Here is a 16,876-nt window from a genome sequence, read left to right as displayed (position 1 = left end):
CTCGTGCTCACCTCGCCAGCCATTTTGCAACATCTTTTGCATGGTACGTAATGATCATATCCGCACCTGCGCGCTTGAAGCCAACCAATGTTTCCATAACGATACGCTCTTCATCGATCCAGCCATTCAAAGCTGCCGCTTTTACCATGGAATACTCTGCACTCACATTGTAAGCCACGATTGGCAGGTTGAAGTTCTCACGCAGACGAAGAACCATGTCCATGAAGGCAAGACCTGGCTTCACGATCAAGAAGTCCGCGCCTTCTTTTACATCGGAAGCTGCCTCGCGCAGACCTTCTCGTGCATTGGCTGCGTCCATTTGGTAGCTTTTGCGATCACCGAATTGTGGAGTAGAGCCTGCCGCATCGCGGAATGGCCCGTAGAAGGCAGAAGCGTATTTCACCGCATAGGACATGATCGGAATGTGCTCAAAACCAGCCTCGTCCAAAGCTTCACGGATTGCAATCACGAAACCGTCCATCATGTTGGAAGGTGCAATAATATCTGCTCCAGCTTTTGCTTGGGAAACAGCGGTCTGACCCAAAAGCTTCAATGTTTCGTCATTCACGACTTCTCCTTCGTGAATGACACCACAGTGACCATGATCGGTGTATTCACACAGGCATGTATCTGCAATCACGATCATTTCCGGATGGGCTTCCTTGATCAGACGCATCGCCTGTTGGGTAATCGCATCATCATTGTACGCCTCTGTTCCGCATGCGTCTTTATGCGTTGGTACCCCAAACATCAAAACAGCCTGAATGCCGAGAGCTACGATTTCCTTCATTTCTTCGGCCAGCGTGTCCAAGGAGAGCTGATACACGCCTGGCATGGACGGAATCTCATTCTTAATACCGGTTCCTTCCACTACGAACAACGGATAAATCAAGTCTTCCACCCGTACGTGGTTCTCCCGCACCAGATTGCGCATAGCCGCGCTTTTGCGAAGACGGCGATGACGGTCAAATGTTTGTGCCATGTCGATTCCCTCCCAGATTCTCTATGATAGCTGCTAGTAATCCTTCCACGGTGTACTCACTCGCTACCACATGAACAGAAAGCCCGTTTTGCTTTGCGGTGTCTGCCGTTATTGGTCCGATACAGGCTATCTGAACATGCTTGAGCCAGTCTAACGATGCATAAGGCTCCATCGCTGCCATGAAATGTGTCACCGTTGAAGAACTGGTAAACAAGATGATATCGATGAGTCCTTGCTGGAGCTTTTCCGCTGCGTCTGGAGCCTGCTCTGCATCGATGACAGTGTGATACACGTCTACCTCTGTCACAGCAAGTCCCAAGCGAGCCAACTCCTTCGGCAGTGCCTTGCGGGCAATATCTGCACGAGGCAGCAGAACGCGCTGACCAGAAAGCAACTGATCATACAAGCTCGACAGCAAGCCCTCCGCCACGTAATCAGACGGGATGACAGCTACTTCGAGCCCGTGATGCTCAAGTGCCTTGGCCGTCTTCGGACCGACTGCTGCAATTTTGCCAGTGAATGCTTCAAGGCCTACCCCGACCTCGCGCATGCGCTCCAAGAAGAAGCGTACACCATTCACACTTGTGAAGACCACCCAGTCGTATGTTGGCAACTGGGTGATGGCTTCATCGAGCTTGGCAGTGTCCGTCGGCGGCATCATTTTTAACAGGGGAAATGCATACGCTTCTCCACCCAACCGCTCGATATGTTCAACGAGCTCGCGAACTTGACTTCTTGCCCGCGTGACCATGATGCACTTGCCAGTCAGCGGCTTGTGCGATCCGTGGACAATCATTGCTCATTCTCCCGCAATACTTGCGCAAGTACGTCTCCCGCTCCTTGCGCCAGAAGAGCTTCCGCCACTTGAATGCCCAGCGCTAACGGATCCTGGCCAGTCGCCGTGTTTTTGAACATTTGTTTTCCATCAGGGGAGCCAACCATTCCGGTCAACGTAATTTCATTGTTCTCTCCAACTGTCGCGTATGCGCCAATCGGCACCTGACAGCCTCCTTGGAGCTTGTGCAGGAAGCTCCGCTCTGCTGTTACCGCCAAGCGTGTCGGTGCGTCATCAAACTGCTTCAAGAGAGCGAGTGTCTTCTCATCGTCTGCACGGCATTCGATGGCAAGCGCACCCTGACCGACTGCTGGCAAGCTGATTTCAACAGGCAGGAACTGCGAGATTTCGCCTTCAAAATTCACGCGCTCAAGTCCAGCCGCAGCAAGGATAATCGCATCAAAATTACCTTCCGCAAGCTTGCGTATGCGCGTATCAATATTTCCACGCAGAGATTCGATCTGAATGTCAGGGCGATGTGCGAGAATTTGTGCAGAACGGCGCAAGCTACTGGTCCCTACCAAAGCTCCTTGGGGCAGTTCATCCAACGTCTTGCCGTCCTTGGAAAGCAGAACATCCCGAGGATCAACACGCTTCGGAATCGCGCCGATTACCAAGCCCTCTGGCAATTCAGCCGGCATATCCTTCAAGCTGTGTACGGCAAAATCGGTTTCCTTATCGAACAAGGATTGCTCGATTTCTTTGACAAACAATCCTTTTCCGCCTACTTTGGACAAGGTCACATCGAGAATTCGATCGCCTTTTGTTACGATTTCATGCAATTCAAAATCAGCTTCAGGTGCGAACCCCTTCAGTTTATCTACGACCCAATTCGTTTGGGTGAGCGCCAATTTGCTGCGACGCGTTCCCACTTTCCATTTTCCCATGACAGCCTCCTTGATGAACAGCTCCTACCACCAGTCGTGAAATGTAGAAGTAGTGAAGCCCAAAAAATTGATAAGCAGTAACAAAAACGCCAGGACGTTCCACTGCGCGAGTCTGCGCATCTGCATCGTATCCCGATAGCGTTGGTACAGCCACAACGAATAAATCGCAACGACGAGCACGGAGAGCACTACTTTAGAATCTAGCAGAAATTTCTCCGGCAAAACCATTTTACCCCAAATGATCCCTAATACAATCGAAAGCAAGAGCATTGGTACGCCGAGCATGTTCATTCGGTACGCGTAACCTTCCAATTGATCGAGGCTTGGCAAACGCCTGAGCAACGGCGACCAGCGTCGTCCCTTTAGCATTTTGTGCTGGAGCAAATACATGGCCGAGAAGATCATGGAGAGCGAGAATGCCCCGTAGCTGAACATGGCCAGTGTCACATGCGTCAGCAATAGCTCAGAGGTCAAAATGCTCGATACAGCCTCAATCGGCGTTTCCGGCAAAAACATCGACATGACGAGCACGACGAACCCGATAATATTAGTAAAAAAAACCAGCAAATCAATTCGAAAAAAATAGTGAATGGCAAGCGACAAACCTACCAGCACCCATGAATAAAAAAAGAGCGTCTCAAACAGCGTAATGACTGGAAAATACCCCTTCATGACTGCTTGCGAGACAAAAAATGCGGTTTGCAAGGCCCAAACGACAACAAGCAACCCGAAAGCCAGACGATTGACTTTCCGGTTGCTTTGCAAGAAGTCGTTAAAATAGAAGAGAACACTTGCAGCGTAGAGAAAGATCGTCAAGTCGTAGATCCATCTCACCTCGGCCATGCACTCTCTCCCCCACTTTCCCAATCGGTTTCTAACAGTGCGTGTTCAAAAAGTCGGCTTTTTAGCACCGAGAAGATGGCGAGAACCGAACGAAGGAGGAGCGCAGTGTAGGTAATCTACATGAGCACCGGACTTCGGAGGTGAACGCCATATTCGATGTCGAATTAGCTTTCGGAGCTACTTCGTGATCAAAAGACGACTTTTTGAACAACCTCTAGTAGCAGATAGATTGTCAGGTCAGCTTAGTCAGGGAACCGGGAAGCCAATACCTGTTCCCGAGAAGAAGATGTCTGTTTATTTTTATCGTTAGCCCAGATTGCTTCCTGTTCTTTTCGCTCCAGGATCTCCTCCAACGCAAACATTTTCTCGAAAATATCCAGTACTTCTTCCCCATCTTTGGTCGCTGCCATTTCCTTTAAACGCACGACCGGATCGTGCAACAGTTGATTGACAATGCCCTTGGTTGTCTTGCGGATGATGTGCATCTCCCGCTCAGACAGATTCGGCAGCTTGTTTTCGATTTTTCGCATCGCTTCGCTTTGGATCGTGTTTGCCTTGTCACGCAGTGCAGCGATCAGTGGCGCCACGCCAAGCGTCTGGTACCAGGTCGTGAATGCCACGATCTCTTCTTGAATCATGACATCCAGACGTTCCGCTTCACGAGAACGTTCCGCAACATTACTCGCAACGATTCCTTCCAGATCGTCAATATCATATAAAAATACGTTATCAAGATCATGCAAGTCTGGATTCAGGTCGCGAGGAACTGCGATATCCACCATGAACAACGGACGATGCTTCCGTTGTTTCATGATCGGAGCCAGTTCTTTTTTTCCGAGGACATAACCTGTCGCTCCGGTCGAGCTGATGACGATGTCTGCTGTGAGCAGTGCCTCTGGCAACTGCTCCATCGTACAGGAGTCACCCTTGAACTTTTCTGCCAAAAGCTGCGCTCGTTCCAATGTACGATTCGCTACCATGACGCGTTCCGATCCATTTGCGTGCAGGTGCTTGGCGGTCAGTTCGCTCATTTTGCCTGCTCCGACGATCAGAACAGACTTCCCTGCGAAGGAACCGAATATCTTTTTGCCCAGTTCGACAGCAGCGTAGCTGACAGAAACCGCATTTTGTCCAATCGCTGTCTCTGTATGGGCACGCTTGGCGAACGTAATCGCTTGCTTGAATAAGGTGTTGAAGACAGTTCCTGTCGTTTGACGCTCCTGCGCCAACAGGAACGCATCCCGGACTTGTCCGAGGATTTGTGTTTCTCCCATTACCATCGAATCAAGACCGGAAGAGACGCGGAACAAGTGCTCGATTGCTTGTTCGTTCTCTTTTATATAGAGATGATCCTTAAATTGTTCTTTCTCCACGCCGAACCATTCAGCCAAAAAACGGCGGGTATAGTCTCGGCCAATATTCGCCTGATCGCAAACGACGTAAATTTCCGTCCGATTGCACGTCCCCAGGATGATACATTCTGCGATACTCTTCGTCTGGGAGAGAAGATGAAGAGCGCGTGCTGTCCCGTCGTCGCTGAATGTAAACTTTTCGCGAATTTCGACAGGAGCTGTTTTATAGTTTAGACCCAGCAAAAGAATATCCATAATGTCCTCCCAGAATACCAAACCTGTTAGCGGCATATGTAAAATGCACTATTATTATATCATTATGTCCCGAATCGGATAGGAGTAATTGTGAAAAGTTTTTTAACGGAGTGCACTTTGGGTATATCCTGTATAATCCGCTTGCGTTCCTTCCGGGAATACCTTATGATGTCGGCTATACATGAAGCAGAAGAAAAATTGCGAAAATGTCGGAAAGGAGAGGAAAGAAGCTTTGAGAAAACCATGGATGGCAGACATAACGCTGCTCCTCGTTGCTTTTATCTGGGGAACTACGTTTTTGATCGTTCAGCAGGCAATCGCATCGCTGCCTCCCAATACGTTTAACGCTGTTCGTTTTACCATTGCTGCGTTATTTTTATTGATCATTTATTTCATCCGCAATCGTCATCGTGGGCAGACCTCTGAATGGAGAGGGCCACTGCTTCGTGCCGGAGTCATCCTCGGTTTTTGGCTCTGTTTGGGGTACGCCTTTCAGACCGTAGGACTTTTGTATACATCGCCGTCCAAAGCTGGATTTATCACTGGCTTATCTGTCGTATTGGTGCCGCTCTTCTCATTTTTGCTCTTGCGTGAGCGTGTCAAACCATTCGCTATCGTCGGTGTGATTCTGGCAGCATTCGGCTTGTATTTGCTGACGCAGAACCAGTCATTCTCCTTTAACCTTGGTGATGCCCTGATATTCTTCGGTGCAATCTGCTTCGCCATGCAAATCGTCTCTACAGGCAAATACGCACCTCGTTTTGCAGCCTTGCCCCTTGCCATTACGCAATTAGGCACGGTAGGTGTAATGAGCTGGCTGTACTCCTTTTTCTTTGAGGATTGGAGTCGTGCTTTTGATCCGGCGATCTTGTTCATACCCGAGGTGGCCTTTGGTTTGATCGTCACTTCTATTTTCGCCACGGCACTGGCCTTTCTCGCGCAGACAGCCTTGCAAAAGCAAACCAGCTCGACGCGAGTCGCTCTCATTTTCGCCTTGGAGCCTGTATTTGCAGCCCTCACCTCCTACGTCTTTATTCATGAAGTACTGAGTGGAAGACAGTTAACCGGATGTCTCCTGATTTTCACCGGCATGATTCTCGCAGAACTGCCGATTCAAGAATGGTTGCGGAATTTCCGTCAGAGAAAACCCAATGACGGGCGTGAATCGGCCTGATGCGAAAAGCAAAAAAGTTCCTTCACCCCTGCGGGAAAGGAACTTTTTTTATGAGCTCTTCTTAACCTCTAGCATTACCGCATCCACAAAAAGCTGCATGACCGGTCCGCACACTTCTTGCGGGTAACGCTCCGTTCGTTTGAGCCACTGTTTGAGCCGGAGCAAGTGATAGGCTGCTTGTGGAAGTCTTCCTCTTGTCCCATGATCGATGAGAGCGACTGCCGAAAGACCGACTTTGGTCCACAGATGGAACTTCTCCAACCATGGCCTCGTTTCTTCTGCAAGCTTCCCATTCGTCATCCCTGCCAACAGCTTGTCAGCCGCCGCCTCCATCTTCTGGAAAAGAGCAGTCAAGTCGGCAATGGCTTTTTGCCGATCTCCCTGCAAAAAATGAAAGCGGAAGGTCAGGATCGCTTCCAGCAATCGCGGCGATTCCACCTCACATAAAAACGAGCTTTGCACGTTATCCGCAAAGGTGAAGAAAGCATCCGCATCCTTTTGTCCCGCTACTTCCTCGACCGCTTGTTTCCATACTGTATCAGGATCGTAGCCGATCGGATCTCGCAAATAAGCTGCCGTCGTAATCAAAGGAATCTTCGAGCATTCTGGTCTGGACATCGCATTCGCCACATAACCTGCCGCGTATTGCCACAGGTCAGGGTCACGGTGACGCAATGGACCGATATGTAGTTCGTTCGCCATGGCCAAATCATTCACCGGGTAGTTGTCCCAATAAAATGGTTGATGACCCGTGTACTCTTGGAAACGAATCGCATCGCCGTCCGTCAGATAGGGCGAACAGACGAATCGTCCCGTCCAGAACAAATCGATTTCTGGCGGCAAATGCTGACCGAGGTACATAATGTACGCTTCTTTTCCAATCCCATTGTATTGCGTAGGACAGACAACCAGCTTGACTGGATCGCCCCAGCTGCGTATTAAATCCCACACGTAAAGCGTCGTATGGGCATGCGCTTCCGCCAAATGGGCAAACTCGGCTACATCCTTGTCATGCAACAGGTGCATGGGGATATCATCGAACAATAGCGCAAAGTAACGCACACCACGATCATACAAATCCCGATACTTCCTGCCCAACAGCTCCAAGTGCTGACGATTCGTATATTCCATGCTGAGTCCAGGACCCAGACAATAAATAAACTGCATGTTATGAGCCTTTGCCCTCTGGATCAGCTCATCTAACTGTTGATTGGCTTTCTCAGGAAACGGCTCCATCCAGCGTTCCCGCAGATACTCGTCATCTTTGGGAGCATAGAAATACGCGTTGTAATCATATCGGTGCAAAAAGTCGATCATATCCAGCCGCTCTTCATGTGTCCAAGGTGTTCCATAGAAACCTTCGATCACACCACGTACAGCAAAGCAAGCACTCCCGCTCACTCAGATGCTCCCTTCCCCACGACGAATTGGGTCTAAGAATTACTCATTGGCTGGAGCAGTCTCTTCATCCATAGCAGCCGTCTCCCTAGCCATTTCCTCTCCAGCACGGATACGACGCATGATTTCTGCCCACAGTTCATCCTTGCCCTGACCTGTCTCCGAAGAAAATACAATGATCGTATCATCCCCGCGCAAATTCAGGCTTTGACGGATGACCTTCGTATGCTGCATCCAACGCCCGCGAGCGATTTTATCACCTTTCGTCGCTACGACTACGGTAGGAATCCCGATTTGCTTGCACCAGTCGTACATCGCAATATCGTCTTTACTCGGAGCATGGCGAATATCAACCAGTTGAATAATGAAACGAAGCTCTTTCCGGTTTTTCAAATAGCCCTCGATCATTTTTCCCCATTGTTCCTTGATCGTCTTCGCTACCTTTGCATACCCATAACCCGGGAAGTCAACGAAGTAGAGCATTTGATTGACACGGAAATAGTTCAATGTCTGGGTTTTACCCGGACGAGAACTGATCCGGGCTAGCCCTTTGCGATTCATCATTTTATTGAGCAATGATGATTTTCCTACGTTCGAGCGTCCTACCAGCGCGATCTCATGGAGGCCATCCGTCGGATACTGCTTCGGTCCAACCGCGCTGATAATAAACTCTGCTGATGTTACTTTCATGCTTTGTCACCTACTGGCTGTTTAGTTAGCGCGTGACGCAGCACTTCATCTAAATGATCAACTGGATAGAATGTCAGTTCACCACGTACGCTCTCCGGAATATCCTCGATATCCTTCTCGTTGTCTTTTGGCAAAATGATCGTGGTTAAACCTGCACGGTGAGCAGACATGCATTTTTCTTTCAGCCCGCCAATTGGCAGAACCCGACCTCTGAGCGTAATCTCCCCGGTCATCCCCACTTCTTTTTTCACAGGGATTTTCGTGAGGGCGGATACGAGTGCGGTTGCCATAGTAATCCCAGCAGACGGACCGTCTTTTGGAATCGCCCCTTCTGGAAAGTGGATGTGGATGTCGTTCTTCTCGTGGAAGGAAGGATCAATTCCCCACTGATCTGCACGGGAGCGAATATAGCTGAATGCAGCCTGCGCAGATTCCTTCATGACGTCACCCAGTTTTCCTGTCAGGGTGAGCTTTCCTTTTCCAGGCAAAATGCTGACTTCTACATTCAGCGTATCGCCGCCTGCCTGTGTCCAAGCCAGACCTGTAACGGAGCCGACTTGATCTTTTTTCTCCGCCAGTCCATAGCGGTAGCGCGGTTTGCCGAGCAGTGTCTCCAACGTCTTGGCTGTAACCACGACTCGCTTCTTCTCACCGCCCACAATCAGCTTGGCAGCTTTGCGGCATACGTTGGCTGCTTCGCGATTGAGGTTACGAACCCCCGCTTCCCGCGTGTACAAACGAACGAGCTTCAGCATCGCATCGTCGTTCATTTTCAGCTTATCTTTGCCCAGACCGTGATCCTGCATTTGCTTCGGCAGGAGGTAATCACGCAAAATGTTCAGCTTTTCCAGTTCGGTATAGCTGGAAATCGAGATGACTTCCATCCGGTCCAAAAGCGGACGTGGAATCGTATCAAGACTGTTTGCAGTCGTAATAAACATCACATTCGTCAAATCATAGCTCTCTTCGATATAGTGGTCGCTGAATTTATCATTTTGATTTGGATCGAGTACTTCGAGCAGGGCAGACGCAGGGTCTCCGCGGAAATCGGATGCGAGCTTGTCGATCTCATCCAGCAAGAAGACAGGATTAATCGTACCGGCTTGCTTCATTCCTTGTATGATTCGTCCTGGGAGAGCACCTACATACGTGCGGCGGTGACCGCGAATTTCTGCTTCATCGCGTACTCCACCCAAGGAAATGCGAACGAATTCACGCCCGATTGCACGCGCTACGGAACGGGCCAGAGATGTTTTTCCGACACCCGGAGGACCTACCAGACAAAGGATTGGTCCACGCATGGAGTTTACCAGCTTTTGTACTGCCAAATACTCCAAAACGCGCTCCTTCGGTTTATCCAGGCCGTAATGATCTTCATCGAGTACTTGCTGCGCATGATGAATGTCCAGATTGTCCTCTGTCGTCTTCGTCCACGGCAGCGCAAACAAGGTATCGATATACGTGCGGATGACCGAACCTTCCGCAGAAGTCGCCGGCATCTTTTCCAGACGCTCAAGCTCCTTCTCGATCTTCGCTTTGATTCGCTCAGGAGCGTCGGACTTTTCGAGCTGAGCACGCAGCTCATCTACTTCGCCCTGGCGTCCGTCCTTGTCGCCCAGCTCTTTTTGGATAGCTTTCATTTGCTCACGCAGGTAATATTCCTTTTGCGTGCGCTCCATCTGTTTCTTCACGCGGTTGCCGATCTTGCGCTCCAGCTCCAGTACCTCGCGCTCGTTGTTCAAAATGGTCAAAAGAATTTCGAGACGTTCCTTGATGTTGGTCGTCTCCAAAATTTCTTGTTTGTCCTTCATCTTGAGCGGCAAGTGCGAAGCAATCACATCCGCCAAACGTCCCGGTTCCTCAATGTCCTGCACAGAGGTTAGCGTCTCTGGAGAAACCTTTTTGGACAGCTTGATGTACTGCTCAAAGTGGCCCAGCAAGGAACGCATCAAGGCTTCCACTTCGTTTTGCTCTGTTTTTTCATCTTGCAAATATGTAATCGACACGACGAAATAATCTTCCTGCTGAAGATACTCCTCGATCTTCGCGCGCTGCAAGCCTTCTACCAATACACGGATTGTCCCATTCGGCAGCTTCAGCATTTGTTTCACACGCGCAACGGTACCAATACTGTAAATTTGCTCAGCATCTGGCTCTTCTATATGGACCTCTTCCTGTGTCGCAAGCAAAATCTTGTTATCGTCTACCATGGCTTGCTCCAATGCGCGGATGGACTTTTCCCGTCCAACGTCCAAATGGAGTACCATTGTCGGATAAACAAGCAATCCTCGCAACGGGAGAAGCGGTAATTCTCGTTTACCGGAACGTTCGCCCAAGCGGATGCACCTCTCCTTGTTGATCTACCCTCTTGCAAAGAGCCTTATAACAGACAAAAACGGCCCTCAAAGCCGTTTTTCTAACGCCCACCCAGCCCCAAAAACGAGACAAAAAAGATCATACACAATCATTTTTTGTGGAGCTCGTTTCAGGCTGGGCAAGGCCTCAGGCTCTTTGCAAGCAGAAGCTTTTTTCCATTGTAGCGCAAACACAATCCGATGTCTAATCCGCGAGCATACCCGACTGTTACAGGGATAGCGGAGAGGAAGCGAGATCCTCTGCTGGGATCTGCAAAGTAAATCCCGTCGCCTCTGCTTCTTGCATGGCAGCTTGCGGTACAGCTAGCTCAATTACTTCAGAGACGGTAGACACCGGAATGACTTCGATCCCTTTCATGTCGGCAAAAATGCTTTGCCAGTTTTCCTGGGGAATGAGGACTCGGGTCGCTCCCGCCTGTTTAGCAGCCTCCACCTTTGCGACTACACCCCCAACTGGCTTTACCTTCCCATGAATACTCACTTCACCAGTCATAGCCAGTAAATTATCAACAGGCTGATTCACAATCGCCGAGTAGATCGCAGTGGCAATGGTAATGCCCGCAGAAGGCCCATCCACAGGGATGCCTCCCGGAAAATTGATATGCAGATCATAATCATACGGACGGACGCCCATTCTGTTCAATACAGTCAAAACGTTTTCGATCGAGCCTTTTGCCATCGACTTCCGGCGAATCGTCCGGTTGCGGCTGCCCATTTCCTCTTCCTCTGCCATTCCTGTCATCGCCATTCGACCTTGACCCGGAATAGCTGTAGGTGAAGCAGTCACTTCCAGCTCCATCACACTACCCATGTTCGGACCGTACACAGCAAGACCGTTGACCAATCCGACCTGCGGTGCATCATGCACCTGCTTTTCGGGGCGAGGCGATTTTTGACTGCTGTGCATCACCCATTCCACATCGGCAGCCTGGATGTCCTGGCGTTCTTCCGTTAAGGCAATTCCCGCAGCGATTTGCAATGTATTGATCGCTTCACGTCCATTGGTCGCGTAGCGCTCGATCACGGAAACAGCGCTGTCTTCTATATTCATATTCATTTTAGGAACAGCTGTACGCACGATACTCCCAATTTCCCCAGCCTTCAATGGGCGGAAAAAGATTTCCAGGCAACGGGAACGAAGCGCAGCAGGCAGTTCTTCTGGCAACCTCGTCGTCGCTCCAACCAGACGGAAGTCGGCGGGCAAACCGTATTTGAAAACGTCATGAATATGCGAAGGAATTTGGTTATTTTCCTCGCTGTAGTAAGCACTCTCCAGCATGACTTTGCGGTCTTCAAGAACCTTTAGTAACTTATTCATTTGAATAGGATGAAGTTCCCCTATTTCATCAAGAAAAAGCATACCACCGTGCGCTTTCGTCACTGCACCTGGCTTTGGTTGCGGAATCCCCGCCTGCCCAAGCGAGCCTGCCCCTTGATAGATCGGATCATGTACAGAGCCGATTAACGGGTCCGCAATCCCGCGCTCATCAAAACGAGCAATCGTCGCATCGATTTCAATAAACTTGGCATCAGAAGAAAACGGCGATAGCTGATTTTTCTTCGCTTCTTCCAGCACGACCCTAGCCGCTGCGGTCTTGCCTACACCAGGTGGTCCATAAATAATGACATGCTGCGGGTTGGGACCACACAAGGCGGCACGCAACGCACGAAGCCCATCTTCTTGTCCTACAATTTCTTCCAAAGTCGCTGGTCTTGTTCTTTCTGACAGAGGTTCTGTCAATGCAACCATTCTCATTTTACGAATGGAATCCAGATCCTTGCGCGATTCCTTTTCGGTTGAGGTTTTCGTGTTTCTCTGCGCTCGCAGCAAGTTCCAAAAGTAGGTGCCGATCACGATACCAACAACCACTTCAATGACAGCAATGACCAATGTCGTATAGTCCATATGCAGTCCCTCCCATGCGTCTTCGCTTGCGGTCAACTTTTGTCCCCCGAAGAGAGAGGAACACGTTCATGACCGTTTTGTGCATATGTAAAGCTTCTCTTGAACGATATCAAGTAGTATTGCCCCGCAAGCGTAGACGTAAACCAACAACAAAAAAACCACCTCGCTTATCGCGAGATGGTTCGTGTAGACGATGCTTAGGCTGTTTCTTCGTGCAATTCCTGTCCCTCTTTGGTCAACAGTTGCGGCTTCACTTTGTCGCGTACCGTTTCTTCGGTAATGACGCACTTGTTGACGTCTTCTCTGGAAGGAAGCTCATACATCATATCGAGCATGATTTGTTCGATAATCGCACGCAGTCCGCGCGCACCAGTGTTGCGTTTAATCGCTTCTTTCGCGATTTGCAGCAGCGCACCGTTATCGAACTCCAGCTCAACACCGTCGAGACTCAGCAGTTTTTGGTACTGTTTCACCAAAGAGTTTTTCGGCTCTGTCAGGATACGCACGAGCGTCTCCTCATCCAGCGGCTCCAAGGTAGCCAGCACTGGCAAACGACCGACGAACTCCGGAATCAGACCGAATTTCAGCAGGTCTTCCGGCAAAATGTATTTTAGGTATTCTCCGGCTTTTAGATCGCCTTTTACGCCATCGCCGAAGTCTGCACCGAAACCGATGACTTTTTTACCCAAACGGCGCTTGATAATCTGCTCGACGCCATCAAATGCACCACCGCAGATGAACAAAATGTTCGACGTGTCGATTTGGATGAACTCTTGGTGAGGATGCTTGCGTCCGCCTTGTGGTGGAACACTCGCAACGGTCCCCTCCAAAATTTTCAAAAGCGCTTGCTGAACGCCTTCACCAGACACATCACGCGTGATGGATGGGTTTTCCGATTTGCGGGCTACCTTATCAATCTCGTCGATGTAAATGATTCCTTTTTCAGCCTTCTCCACATCATAGTCGGCAGCCTGAATGAGCTTGAGCAAGATGTTTTCAACGTCTTCGCCCACATAGCCTGCTTCTGTCAGAGAAGTTGCGTCCGCAATCGCGAAAGGCACATTCAGAATGCGCGCCAACGTTTGCGCGAGCAGCGTTTTCCCGCTACCAGTCGGCCCGATCAGCATGATGTTGGATTTTTGCAGCTCCACATCCTCGATCTTCGCCCCGGAATTAATCCGTTTGTAGTGGTTGTACACCGCTACAGACAAGGACTTCTTCGCCATATCTTGACCGATCACATAGTCGTCCAAGATTTTGCGAATTTCCACTGGCTTTGGAATTTCTTTCATATCGATTTCTTCTTCAGTGCCCAGTTCTTCCTGTACAATTTCATTGCACAGTTCGATACATTCGTCACAAATGTAAACACCAGGACCAGCTACCAGCTTGCGCACCTGTTCCTGGGACTTGCCGCAGAAGGAACACTTCAGTTGGCCTTTGTCGTCGTTAAACTTAAACATGCGCTTCACCTCACAACGGGTCAGTTTTTGCGTTCGATAATAGAGTCAATCAATCCGTAGGCCTTTGCTTCTTCTGCGCTCATGAAATTATCGCGGTCTGTATCTTGCTCTACGCGTTCATAAGGCTGACCTGTCCGCTCAGACAAAATCTCATTCAGCTGGCGCTTCGTTTTCATAATCCATTCCGCATGAATACGGATGTCTTCTGCTTGCCCACGCACACCGCCGAGCGGTTGGTGAATCATGACTTCGGCATTTGGCAGAGCGAAGCGCTTGCCTTTTGCACCAGCAGCCAACAGGAACGCACCCATGCTGGCAGCCATGCCCACACAAATCGTGGACACATCCGGTTTGATGTACTGCATGGTGTCATAGATGGCCATTCCGGCTGTAACAGAACCACCTGGAGAGTTTATGTATAGCGATATGTCTTTGTCCGGATCTTCTGCTTGCAAGAAAAGCAGTTGAGCAACAACCAGATTGGCGATTTCATCATCAATCTCGGTGCCCAAGAGAATAATCCGGTCTTTCAGGAGGCGCGAGTAAATATCGTAGGAGCGCTCTCCCCTGCTTGTTTGCTCGATGACCATTGGGATTAGCATTATGTATTTTCCTCCTTTGCCGAAAAAAGTCAATGGTGGAAAAACAAGGCACGATACACTCGTGCCTTGTGGTCTTGACAGCCAGCGCTCAGGGTTAGCCTGCCCACTGACCAATCATGCGTTCTTCTAAGCTTATGCTGTTACTTTGCTTTCTGCAACCAGCAAATCTACTGTTTTGCGAGTTTGCACATCGCGGTACAGAGCAGCCATGCCATCTTGTGCAGAGAAGATTTTGCGCAGCTCATCTGCTGGGCGGCCGTATACGCCAGCCAGTTTATCCAGCTCTGCGTTTACGTCTTCTTCTGTTGCTTCGATGTTTTCTGCTTTGCCGATTGCTTCCAAAGTCAAGGAAGTGCGAACGCGGGATGTTGCGTCTGCACGCAATTGATCACGCAGTTGGCTCTCATCCATGCCGGAGAACTGGTAGTACAGTTCCAGCGTCATGCCTTGGTATTGCAGACGTTGACCAAATTCATTTACCATTTGATCCAATTCATGCTCAACCATTACTGCTGGCAAATCGATCTCAGCGTTTTCAGCTGCTTTCAGAACGAGCTGCTCACGAACATATTGATCTTTTTCTTGCGCAGTTTTTTCTTCGAGTTTTTTCTTGGTGTCTGCTTTCAGCTCTTCCAGCGTGTCGAACTCGCTCACGTCTTTGGCAAACTCATCATCCAAAGCAGGCAGGTTTTTGCGCTTCAGGCTGTTCAGCTTCACTTTGAATACCGCTTCTTTACCAGCGAGGTTAGGAGAGTGGTACTCTTCAGGGAAAGTTACGGTAATTTCTTTTTCTTCGCCGATGTTCAGGCCAACCAGTTGCTCTTCGAACCCTGCGATGAAAGTACCGGAACCCAGTTCCAGAGAATAATCTTCCGCTTTACCGCCTTCAAAAGCTACTCCGTCTTGGAAGCCTTCGAAATCGATTACAGCGATATCGCCTGTTTGTGCGGCACCCTCTTCTACTGCTACGAGCTCAGCATGACGCTCTTGCATGCGCTTCAGTTCAGCGTCAACGCTCTCTTCGGTTACAGAGAAGTCTTTATCTTCGATGGACAGACCTTTGTAGTCGCCCAGCTTCACTTCAGGCTTCACAGTTACAGTCGCTTTGAAGATCAGGTTTTTCCCTTGTTCCATTTGCGTTACGTCTACTTCTGGACGATCTACTGGCTCGATACCAGCTTCACGAACAGCTTGTCCGTATGCAGTTGGAAGCAGAATGTCAAGAGCGTCTTGGTACAAAGATTCTACACCAAAACGGGATTCGAACATTTTGCGTGGTACTTTTCCTTTGCGGAATCCTGGAACTTGAACTTTTTGAACCACTTTTTTAAACGCTTGATCCAATGCTGCGTCTACTTGCGTAGCATCTACTTCAACCGTCAGGACTCCCTGGTTATTCTCTACCTTTTCCCAATTTGCTGCCACGTAAACTTCCCCTCCTAAATCGAATCAACAGAACATCGCCAGCCGCGCCATGGTATCTTCGCAGGCTCGGATGATAATATTCTAGCCATTATAACCATTCTAGTATAGCACAAATCTTTTAGTTTTCAAGAAGACCTCATTGGTCGACGAACAGAATAGTTCCCTCCCAATTGTGAAACCGGGTTGCCTACATGATCATAAAACGCCACTGATATGTAAGTTTCTGTCGGACTCGTTCCTGTCTCTTCTAAAAGAGCATATGTCGGTACATGAAAGCCGCGTGGCATTTGCAAGCTGCCCGGATTCAGAAACAAGATGTCTCTTTCCACACCACAGACAGGCACATGAGAGTGACCGAATATGACTACGTTTGCTCCGACCTCTTCTGCACGGTAATGAAGGCGCAGAAGAGAGCCTTTCACACCATAAAGATGCCCGTGCGTTTGCAGGATGTGAAGGTCGCGCCATTTGGTCTCTTGCTCGGTCGGCACCTCTTGTGTCGAATCGCAATTGCCTCGGACAAGCGTCATGTTGGAAAACGGCTCGCGCTTATGGTCCACACAAAAATCGCCACAATGCAAAATTTTTTCGACATGATGTCGGTTGACGACCTGGCTTACTTCCCGAACCAAGCCGTGGCTATCGCTCATGATGAGAATTCCCATCACGCCTCACTCTCCTGTTTTCTC

General features: G+C 49.5%; 14 protein-coding genes. 1 reads left to right on the top strand and 13 read right to left on the bottom strand.

The features are described from left to right. Positions 1 to 7 precede the first annotated feature (7 nt). From hemB to hemA, 5 genes are all read right to left on the bottom strand, one after another. Positions 8 to 982 (bottom strand): porphobilinogen synthase, encoded by a 975-nt coding sequence (hemB, locus tag FO446_RS09460; RefSeq protein ID WP_064200736.1) that lies wholly within the window; start codon positions 980 to 982, stop codon positions 8 to 10. After that, entirely contained in the window at positions 966 to 1,778 is an 813-nt protein-coding gene (locus tag FO446_RS09455) for a uroporphyrinogen-III synthase (protein WP_237900497.1), read from the bottom strand. Before FO446_RS09455 ends, hemB begins: the two co-directional genes overlap by 17 nt. Then, entirely contained in the window at positions 1,775 to 2,704 is a 930-nt protein-coding gene (gene hemC, locus FO446_RS09450) for a hydroxymethylbilane synthase (RefSeq protein ID WP_173608505.1), read from the bottom strand. The genes FO446_RS09455 and hemC overlap by 4 nt, the downstream gene beginning before the upstream one ends. Before the next feature lie 24 nt (positions 2,705 to 2,728). Beyond that, complete coding sequence (locus tag FO446_RS09445) at positions 2,729 to 3,547, bottom strand: cytochrome C assembly family protein (protein WP_047072880.1); 819 nt, start codon at positions 3,545 to 3,547, stop codon at positions 2,729 to 2,731. A gap of 242 nt (positions 3,548 to 3,789) precedes the next feature. After that, positions 3,790 to 5,154, bottom strand: a complete 1,365-nt coding sequence (hemA, locus tag FO446_RS09440) for a glutamyl-tRNA reductase (RefSeq protein ID WP_047072881.1) — start codon at positions 5,152 to 5,154, stop codon at positions 3,790 to 3,792. A 232-nt stretch (positions 5,155 to 5,386) separates the two neighbouring features. On the opposite strand from hemA, the gene FO446_RS09435 reads away from it, so the two are divergent. Beyond that, positions 5,387 to 6,328 (top strand): DMT family transporter, encoded by a 942-nt coding sequence (locus FO446_RS09435; protein WP_312027551.1) that lies wholly within the window; start codon positions 5,387 to 5,389, stop codon positions 6,326 to 6,328. A gap of 48 nt (positions 6,329 to 6,376) precedes the next feature. Here the strand turns inward: FO446_RS09435 and FO446_RS09430 are convergent, their stop codons facing one another. The 8 genes from FO446_RS09430 to FO446_RS09395 form a co-directional block, all read right to left on the bottom strand. Then, positions 6,377 to 7,729 carry a protein O-GlcNAcase gene (locus FO446_RS09430; RefSeq protein WP_237900495.1) on the bottom strand — a complete coding sequence of 451 codons (1,353 nt, stop codon included), beginning with the start codon at positions 7,727 to 7,729 and terminating at the stop codon, positions 6,377 to 6,379. A 39-nt stretch (positions 7,730 to 7,768) separates the two neighbouring features. Further along, the gene (gene yihA / locus FO446_RS09425) at positions 7,769 to 8,416 is read right to left on the bottom strand and encodes a ribosome biogenesis GTP-binding protein YihA/YsxC (RefSeq protein ID WP_173608507.1); all 648 of its coding nucleotides are present in this window, start codon (positions 8,414 to 8,416) and stop codon (positions 7,769 to 7,771) included. Further along, positions 8,413 to 10,752 carry an endopeptidase La gene (gene lon, locus FO446_RS09420; RefSeq protein ID WP_237900493.1) on the bottom strand — a complete coding sequence of 780 codons (2,340 nt, stop codon included), beginning with the start codon at positions 10,750 to 10,752 and terminating at the stop codon, positions 8,413 to 8,415. Before lon ends, yihA begins: the two co-directional genes overlap by 4 nt. Positions 10,753 to 10,999: 247 nt before the next feature. Continuing rightward, positions 11,000 to 12,697 (bottom strand): ATP-dependent protease LonB, encoded by a 1,698-nt coding sequence (gene lonB, locus FO446_RS09415; RefSeq protein ID WP_173608509.1) that lies wholly within the window; start codon positions 12,695 to 12,697, stop codon positions 11,000 to 11,002. 197 nt (positions 12,698 to 12,894) lie between these two features. Continuing rightward, positions 12,895 to 14,160, bottom strand: coding sequence for an ATP-dependent protease ATP-binding subunit ClpX (gene clpX / locus FO446_RS09410; RefSeq protein ID WP_012685515.1), 1,266 nt, complete (start codon positions 14,158 to 14,160; stop codon positions 12,895 to 12,897). A gap of 20 nt (positions 14,161 to 14,180) precedes the next feature. Beyond that, the gene (gene clpP / locus FO446_RS09405; RefSeq protein ID WP_007722241.1) at positions 14,181 to 14,762 is read right to left on the bottom strand and encodes an ATP-dependent Clp endopeptidase proteolytic subunit ClpP; all 582 of its coding nucleotides are present in this window, start codon (positions 14,760 to 14,762) and stop codon (positions 14,181 to 14,183) included. Between the two features lie 132 nt (positions 14,763 to 14,894). Beyond that, complete coding sequence (tig, locus tag FO446_RS09400) at positions 14,895 to 16,187, bottom strand: trigger factor (protein WP_237900491.1); 1,293 nt, start codon at positions 16,185 to 16,187, stop codon at positions 14,895 to 14,897. 125 nt (positions 16,188 to 16,312) lie between these two features. Next, on the bottom strand, positions 16,313 to 16,852 hold the full coding sequence (locus FO446_RS09395) for a metallophosphoesterase family protein (RefSeq protein WP_173609121.1): 540 nt from the start codon (positions 16,850 to 16,852) through the stop codon (positions 16,313 to 16,315). Between the last annotated feature and the right edge of the window lie 24 nt (positions 16,853 to 16,876).

Origin of the sequence: Brevibacillus brevis (genome assembly GCF_022026395.1) — a bacterium.
Classification (GTDB): Bacteria; Bacillota; Bacilli; order Brevibacillales; family Brevibacillaceae; genus Brevibacillus.
The sequence above is the reverse complement of the archived record's forward strand: the minus strand, read 5'-3'. Positions and strand labels throughout refer to the sequence as shown.